The 6,940-nt window shown below is 48.7% G+C and carries 6 protein-coding genes; 1 reads left to right on the top strand and 5 read right to left on the bottom strand.

The window, feature by feature from the left end:
- From argH to IQ219_RS14840, 5 genes are all read right to left on the bottom strand, one after another.
- The coding region (argH, locus tag IQ219_RS14860; RefSeq protein WP_194073118.1) for an argininosuccinate lyase at nt 1–927 on the bottom strand (927 nt) is incomplete at its 3' end.
- Nucleotides 928–998: 71 nt separating this feature from the next.
- A complete protein-coding gene (locus IQ219_RS14855) occupies nt 999–1,253 on the bottom strand; it encodes a hypothetical protein (protein WP_194073120.1) in 255 nt (84 codons plus the stop codon).
- A gap of 26 nt (nt 1,254–1,279) precedes the next feature.
- A complete protein-coding gene (locus IQ219_RS14850; protein ID WP_228017153.1) occupies nt 1,280–2,716 on the bottom strand; it encodes a PP2C family protein-serine/threonine phosphatase in 1,437 nt (478 codons plus the stop codon).
- A 279-nt stretch (nt 2,717–2,995) separates the two neighbouring features.
- Entirely contained in the window at nt 2,996–4,351 is a 1,356-nt protein-coding gene (locus IQ219_RS14845; RefSeq protein WP_194073117.1) for a TIGR03279 family radical SAM protein, read from the bottom strand.
- On the bottom strand, nt 4,348–4,554 hold the full coding sequence (locus IQ219_RS14840; RefSeq protein WP_194073116.1) for a hypothetical protein: 207 nt from the start codon (nt 4,552–4,554) through the stop codon (nt 4,348–4,350). The genes IQ219_RS14845 and IQ219_RS14840 overlap by 4 nt, the downstream gene beginning before the upstream one ends.
- A gap of 28 nt (nt 4,555–4,582) precedes the next feature.
- Here IQ219_RS14840 and IQ219_RS14835 point away from each other — a divergent pair.
- Nucleotides 4,583–6,940 (top strand): sucrose synthase (locus IQ219_RS14835; protein ID WP_194073115.1); only part of this gene is annotated, 2,358 nt, incomplete at its 3' end.

Below are 6,940 nucleotides of genomic sequence, written 5' to 3'. Positions count from 1 at the left end.
CACCAGCATGCCCTGGAGATGGCCCATCACCCGCCCTGCTTTGCCCCGGATTAGCTCCGGCACGTCTGGGTTTTTCTTTTGGGGCATAATGCTCGACCCGGTGGCACAACTGTCGGTCAAACTGATGAAGCTAAATTCCTGGGAGGCCCAGAGGATCATTTCCTCGCTCAACCGGCTCAGATGCACCATGATCAAACTGGCGGCATTGAGAAATTCGATGGCAAAATCCCGATCGCTCACCCCGTCTAGACTGTTGGCGTAAATGCCTTCAAATCCCAGCAATTCCGCACTGTAATGGCGATCGATGGGAAAGGTGGTACCCGCTAAGGCCCCGGAGCCCAGGGGAGAAATATTAGTTCTAGCTCGAATTTCCCCTAACCGTTGCCAATCCCGTTGGGCCATCTGGAAATAGGCCAGCATATGGTGGGCCAAACTCACTGGTTGGGCCCGCTGGAGGTGGGTGTAGCCAGGAATTAGGGTTTCCACATTGGTTTCCGCCAGTTGCAACAACACCGCTTGAAAATCCCTCAACCGTTGGCGGATGTCATCAATTTGGGCCCGCAGGTAAAGACGAACATCAGTACCCACCTGGTCATTGCGGGAACGGGCGGTGTGGAGTTTTTTGCCTACGTCCCCCACCAATTCCGTTAATCGTCGCTCCACCGCAAAGTGTACGTCTTCCTGGTCTACCCCTGGGTTAAAATTACCGGCTCGGTATTCCTGGCGAATTTGCTCCAAGCCCTGCACCAATTGTTCTGCTTCCCCTGGGCTGATGATGCCCGTTTTGGCCAACATTTTGCCATGGGCGATCGAGCCATTCAGATCATGTTCAATTAACTCAATATCAAAACCAATGCTGGCATTAAAAAGGGTAATGGCAGGATGCAACGTGCCTTCAAAACGATCGCTCCAGGTTTTTTTTGTCATTGGGATGGGGGAATTTCGTGGTGATAATTAGCAGATGGTGGCCCAGCAGTTAGTTGTAGCCGGAGAAAATATTAACCGCCAGTGAAACCCCGGAAGCCCCAACCAAGCACAAAACCAATAATCAAAGCCCAAATTTGCCCAGACTGGACAAAATTGCTCCAGGCATCCTGAAAATCCCCCAGAATGTCAACATCCCTAACATTTTGAGCAAAAAACAAACCGTGGTCCAGCCAGGAAGAGAAAACGGCGGGGGCAGTGGGGGAAAAATGCTCTATTCCTCCATGGAGAGGGAAAATATTCAAGGCTAAATCTAGGCACTGCCACATAAACGCTGACTCCCAAACAGTAAGACTCACTTCGTCGATTTTACCCGCAGAACGACCAATGTCATATCGTCCCGAGCTGGGATTTTATCGGTTTGATGACTATTGTCTGAGCCCACAAATGCTTCCACCGCAGTGAAAATTTCCGTCAGGATACCCTGGGCCGTTTGGGCGCTTTCACAGGCCCGTTGGAACGCAATGCGGAGATTTTTGTCGTCGAACCGATCGCCTTTGGCGTTACCGGCATCGGTCAGACCATCGGTGTAGTACAGCACCACGTCCCCGGGAATGAGTTGAATTTGGGCATCCCGGTAATCGGAATCTGACTCCAAACCGATTAAAGCCCCCTCCGTATCCAGGGGAATTAAACATTGGGGAGTGTCACTGCTGGCCCGCCACAACAGGGGAGGATTATGGGCGGCGTTGCTGTAGGAAAGCACACTCGTTTCCGGGTCGTACTCAGAATAAAACAGGGTGACAAAGCGATGGGAATTTTCCAGGTCGGCATACATGACCCGGTTGAGATGGTTGAGAATCTGGGCCGGACTATGGCGATTTAACACTTCCGCCCGGAGCATGCCCCTGGTCATGGTCATAATTAGTCCCGCTGGCACCCCCTTACCCATGACATCGCCGATGACAATACTCCAGGGCACCCCCAAATGGCTGGTGTTGCGACATAACCAATCCCCCTGGCGCAGTTGGTCATAGTTGGCAGGAATAAAATCGTAGTAGTCTCCCCCCACCCGACTGGCGGTTTTACACTGGGCGGCAATGTCCAAACCATTAATTTGGGGGCAACAACGGGGTAACAATTGATTTTGAATTTCCGAGGCGATTTCCAATTCCCGGTCCTGACTTTCCCTGGACCTGAGTTTTTGGTTCAAGTCACTGTTGGCGATCGCCACAGCGGTTTGGTCAGAAATTAGTTGTAGTAGTTTGCGACGGGTGGGAGTCCAGCTATAGTTACGGTCCTGGCTGAAAATGTACAGACGCCCCACTTCCTCTTGGTGGCTCAAAATGGGGGTGTTATAACAGGAGATCGCCGGTAATTCCTGGCGCAATTTACGGTCAAAATAACTCAGAATAGTGGAGGAATCCGGTGCCGGAGTAATCTGGCGAGCCTTCTGTAAAGCACCTTTAATGGTGCCCTTGAGACCATTTTTGTGGCCATGGATTTGTTCAAAAATCGATATTTCCCCCTCCCGCATCAGCACTAAAACACTGCCATCAGCATCGGTCACCCTGGTGGCCATCAGGGGGGTCAATTCCAGAAATTGATTGAGATTATGTAAACTCCGCAGGGCATAGCCCATGGCCCCCAACAAATCCTGCACCTTGTTTTGTTCCCGGTACAACTTAGCCACCAACTCCTTGAGAATAACCACCGGAGAGGTGGGAGGTTCAACAAAGTTACCGGGGGGAATAACGGTATCAGTGGACGGTAAGCTAGGCACGGAGGGCATGGAGGACATCCCAGAAAGGTTAGTTGGAGCGATGCAGGAAAAAGTTGACAGAATCCATAGATGGACAAACCAGTAAATCAGAGATTGGTGCAGAAAGTACAAAGCCGGGGTCAAAATCGGCTAACTCATCAAGCAGTTTTACCAGTGGTTTGATCAAAGTTATTTTTAACCCACTATCTGCTGGGAAAAAACTATTGTTTTTAACGAAGGCAAACGACAACAATCTGGCCCATTGAACTGCTCAATTTTCCCCTGGAGAAGAAAAATTAGCGGGGCTTTTTAGCAATGGTGGGGGACAGCCATGGGCTGAACACAATGTTCCAGCAAACCAGCCACATCGGCCACAGGATAGATGGTTGTGGCCAATTTCTGGGCCACGTCGGCCACCCGGAGGTCATCCAAAAAGCAAGTATCATCGTGTTTCAACATCAGAGCAGGCAATAGGATACCATCCCCTAAATCTCTGCCTGTCAATTTAGCGATTAAATCCTGTCCCGTCAATAGTCCCGTTACCGTAATTTCCTGGCCCCAATAATCACTGTTCAAGGGGGCTAAATTAACCGTTAAACCCTCTACCTGATTTAATTGTTCCACCAGGGGCTCAAACGCCTGTTCCACAGCATTGCCCACCACCCAGGTCAACGTCTTGGCTGCGGCGATCGCCGGGGGGAGAAATTCCTGGGCCTGTTGTTGAAATTCCCTAATAAATTGACGGATCGAACCGACTCCATTGCCAATTTGGGGATAGTCTTCGTAATGGCTTTCCGGCGGTAAAGGTTGACGGGCAACGAGAAACCACTCATCGGCCAACCAAGCAAAGTTACTACCTAGTTGTTGGGCAAATTCCTTTTGTAAAGCTTGCACCTGGGCAATTACCTCCCTGGCTTGAGCTTGACTGACAGGGCTTAACTCATCTTCCTGGGGACGGAAACGGGTCAGGCCCACCGGCACCACGGCCACGGAAATGACCGCTGGGGTTTCCCCCTGGTGAAACTGGGCCAAATCCCTCAAAGTTCGTTCTAAATGGGCCCCATCATTAATACCGGGACACACCACCACCTGGGCGTGGATCTGTAACCTCCTCGCCTGGAACCAAGCTAACTGGTCGAGAATTTGCCCCGCTCGCTGATTTTTTAACAATCTTTCCCGCACCGATGCTTCCGTGGCGTGGATAGAAACGTAGAGGGGAGAAAGCCTTAACTGCTCTATGCGTTGCCATTCCTTAGCACTCAAATTGGTCAGGGTGAGATAACTGCCGTAGAGAAAACTGAGACGATAGTCGTCATCTTTGTAATACAAACTCTCCCGTTTCCCCGGCGGTTGTTGGTCAATAAAGCAAAAGGGGCAACGGTTATTGCACTGGATCAACCCGTCAAATAGGGCCGTTTCAAATCCCAGTCCTAAATCCTGATCAAATTCCTTTTCCACCGCCAGTTCGTGCAGTTCCCCTCGACGATCCAATACGTCCAATTCCAAATAATCGTCGGCGCACAGAAATTGGTAATCAATCAAATCCCTCGGTGCCTGACCGTTAATGCGGACAATGGCATCCCCAGGCTCAAAGCCCATTTCTTCCCCCAGGGATCCCGATAACACGGTACTAATTTTGGCGGGACGTAGGGAAGCTTCACTCATGGCTTGGGGGACAAAGCAGTGGTTTGACTGACAGAATAGTTATTGAAAATTAGCGAAGACCGCATTAATTCAGTGGATGATTTATCCTGACCCATTCTACCTTGGCCCATGGAGCCCATGGTTTTAGCCCCTGTCCGGTTGGGGAAAAGGCGATCGCTAAAGGAGAGCAAATCGGGGGAAGATTGTTGATAGTGTATTATCAATAATGAATACTTCTCACATTAATATTTTATGCACAATCTGATTAAAGCAGTGGTGAATAGCAATGAAAATACCCTGCTGAGGGAATTTCTCCACCAACTGCGGCAACAGAAGCAAACCTATTGGTTAAGAAACGACATCATCGTCTTTTTTGAACAATTTTGTCAGGAACAAAAGCAAGAAGGAAAATTATCCCCGACGGACCAAAGCACCGCCCAGATTGAAAAAATTCTACAAGTTATTCAAGAAATTATCCTCGAATCCGAAAGTTATTGCATTGTTATTCGCCCCAAAATTGCCCAGGAAGAATTCTATCGCCTCACCAATGCCCTGGAAGTGGAAGCTATTTCTGTCCAAGAAATTCTCGCTATCCGTGACCGCTATGTCAACCGCCATCATCCAGCGGATGGAAAAATTTTTGAAATTGATTTTCGTCCTTTTTATGACTATTCTCCTCTGATTAGAGACAGTAAAAATATTGGTAACGGAGTACAATATTTAAACCGCTTTTTATCCAGTAAATTATTCCAAGATCCCCAGCAGTGGTTATCGGAGTTGTACAAATTCCTGAGCCTGCATAACTACAATGGCACCCAGTTGCTAATTAATGAAAGAATCCAAAACCAGGCTCAATTATCGAATCAAATTAAAGAGGCGATCGCCTTTGTGGAAAGTAGGCCTGGAACGGAACCCTATCCGGAATTTCGCTTTCCTCTTCAATCCCTTGGTTTTGAGCCTGGTTGGGGCAACACTGCCGGCCGGGTCCAGGAAAGCCTAGAGTTGCTCGATGCCCTGCTAGATTCACCGGATCACCAAATCCTAGAAGCCCTACTGTCCCGCATTCCGATGATTTTTCGTCTAGTGCTGGTGTCCTGCCATGGTTGGTTTGGCCAAGAAGGAGTGTTAGGGCGGCCAGATACCGGTGGCCAAGTAGTTTATGTGCTGGACCAAGCTAAAAGCTTAGAGCAACAATTGCTGGAAGATATTACCTTAGCGGGGCTTGATGTGCTAAAAATTGCCCCCCAAGTAATTATCCTCAGCCGCTTAATTCCCCAGAGTGACGGTACCCGCTGTGACGAACGTTTAGAAAAAGTTTATGGCACAGAAAATGTCTTTATTCTCCGGGTTCCCTTCCGTAGCAATGGCCATTCCACTGATTACTGGATTTCCCGCTTTGAAATTTGGCCCTACCTGGAAACCTTTGCCATTGATGCAGAAAAAGAACTGTGGTCGGTTTTAAATGGTCGTCCTGATTTAATTGTTGGTAATTACACCGACGGTAATTTAATTGCTTTTCTCCTGGCCCGTAAACTTAAGGTAACCCAATGTAATGTGGCCCACGCCCTGGAAAAGTCGAAATATTTATTTAGTAATCTCTATTGGCAAGATTTGGAGAGTCAATATCATTTTTCTCTGCAATTTACCGCCGATTTAATTGCCATGAATGCGGCCAATTTCATTGTCAGTAGCACCTATCAAGAAATCACCGGCATGCCCGATAGTGTGGGGCAGTATGAATCCTATAAGCATTTCACTATGCCAGATTTGTACCATGTGGTGGATGGTATTGAGTTATTTAGCCCCAAATTTAATGTGGCCCCCCCCGGGGTAAATGAGTCCTATTTTTTCCCCTACAGTAATTACCAAGACCGCACCATGGGCGATCGCCAACGGTTGGAGGAATTGTTATTTACCCTTGATGATCCGAGTCAGGTCTATGGCAGGTTGGACAATCCAGAAAAACGCCCCCTCTTTTCCATGGCTCGGTTAGACCGAATTAAAAATCTGACCGGATTGGTGGAAATTTTTGCCCAGAGCGATTCATTACAAGCACAATGCAACCTAATTTTAGTGGCGGGGAAATTACGCCTGGAGGAATCGGAAGACCCCGAGGAACGCAGTGAAATCGAAAAAATGTATGCCCTAATTGACCAGTATCAACTCCAGGGCAAAATTCGCTGGTTGGGGGTACGGCTCTCTAAGGGGGATACGGGGGAAGTGTATCGGGTCATTGGCGATCGCCGGGGCATTTTTGTCCAGCCAGCTTTATTTGAGGCCTTTGGTTTGACCATCCTGGAAGCGATGATTTCCGGCCTGCCCACCTTTGCCACCCGCTTTGGCGGCCCCCTGGAAATTATCCAAGACGGGGAAAATGGTTTTCTGATTAACCCCACCCAAACTAAGGAAACGGGCGATCGCCTAGCAAAATTTGTCCAGCAATGTGACCAAGACCCCGATCTTTGGTCGAAGCTTTCCCAGGCGGCCATGGCCAGGGTTTACAGTACCTACACCTGGAAAATTCATACCACTAAACTCCTTTCCCTTTCCCGAATTTATGGCTTTTGGAATTTTGTCTCCCAGGAGGAGCGGGAAGATATGCTCCGTTAC

The sequence above is a fragment of the Synechocystis sp. LEGE 06083 genome, assembly GCF_015207725.1.
Classification (GTDB): domain Bacteria; phylum Cyanobacteriota; class Cyanobacteriia; order Cyanobacteriales; family Microcystaceae; genus Synechocystis; species Synechocystis salina.
Note: the sequence above shows the minus strand (reverse complement) of the source record. Positions and strands in the feature narration are given on the sequence as shown.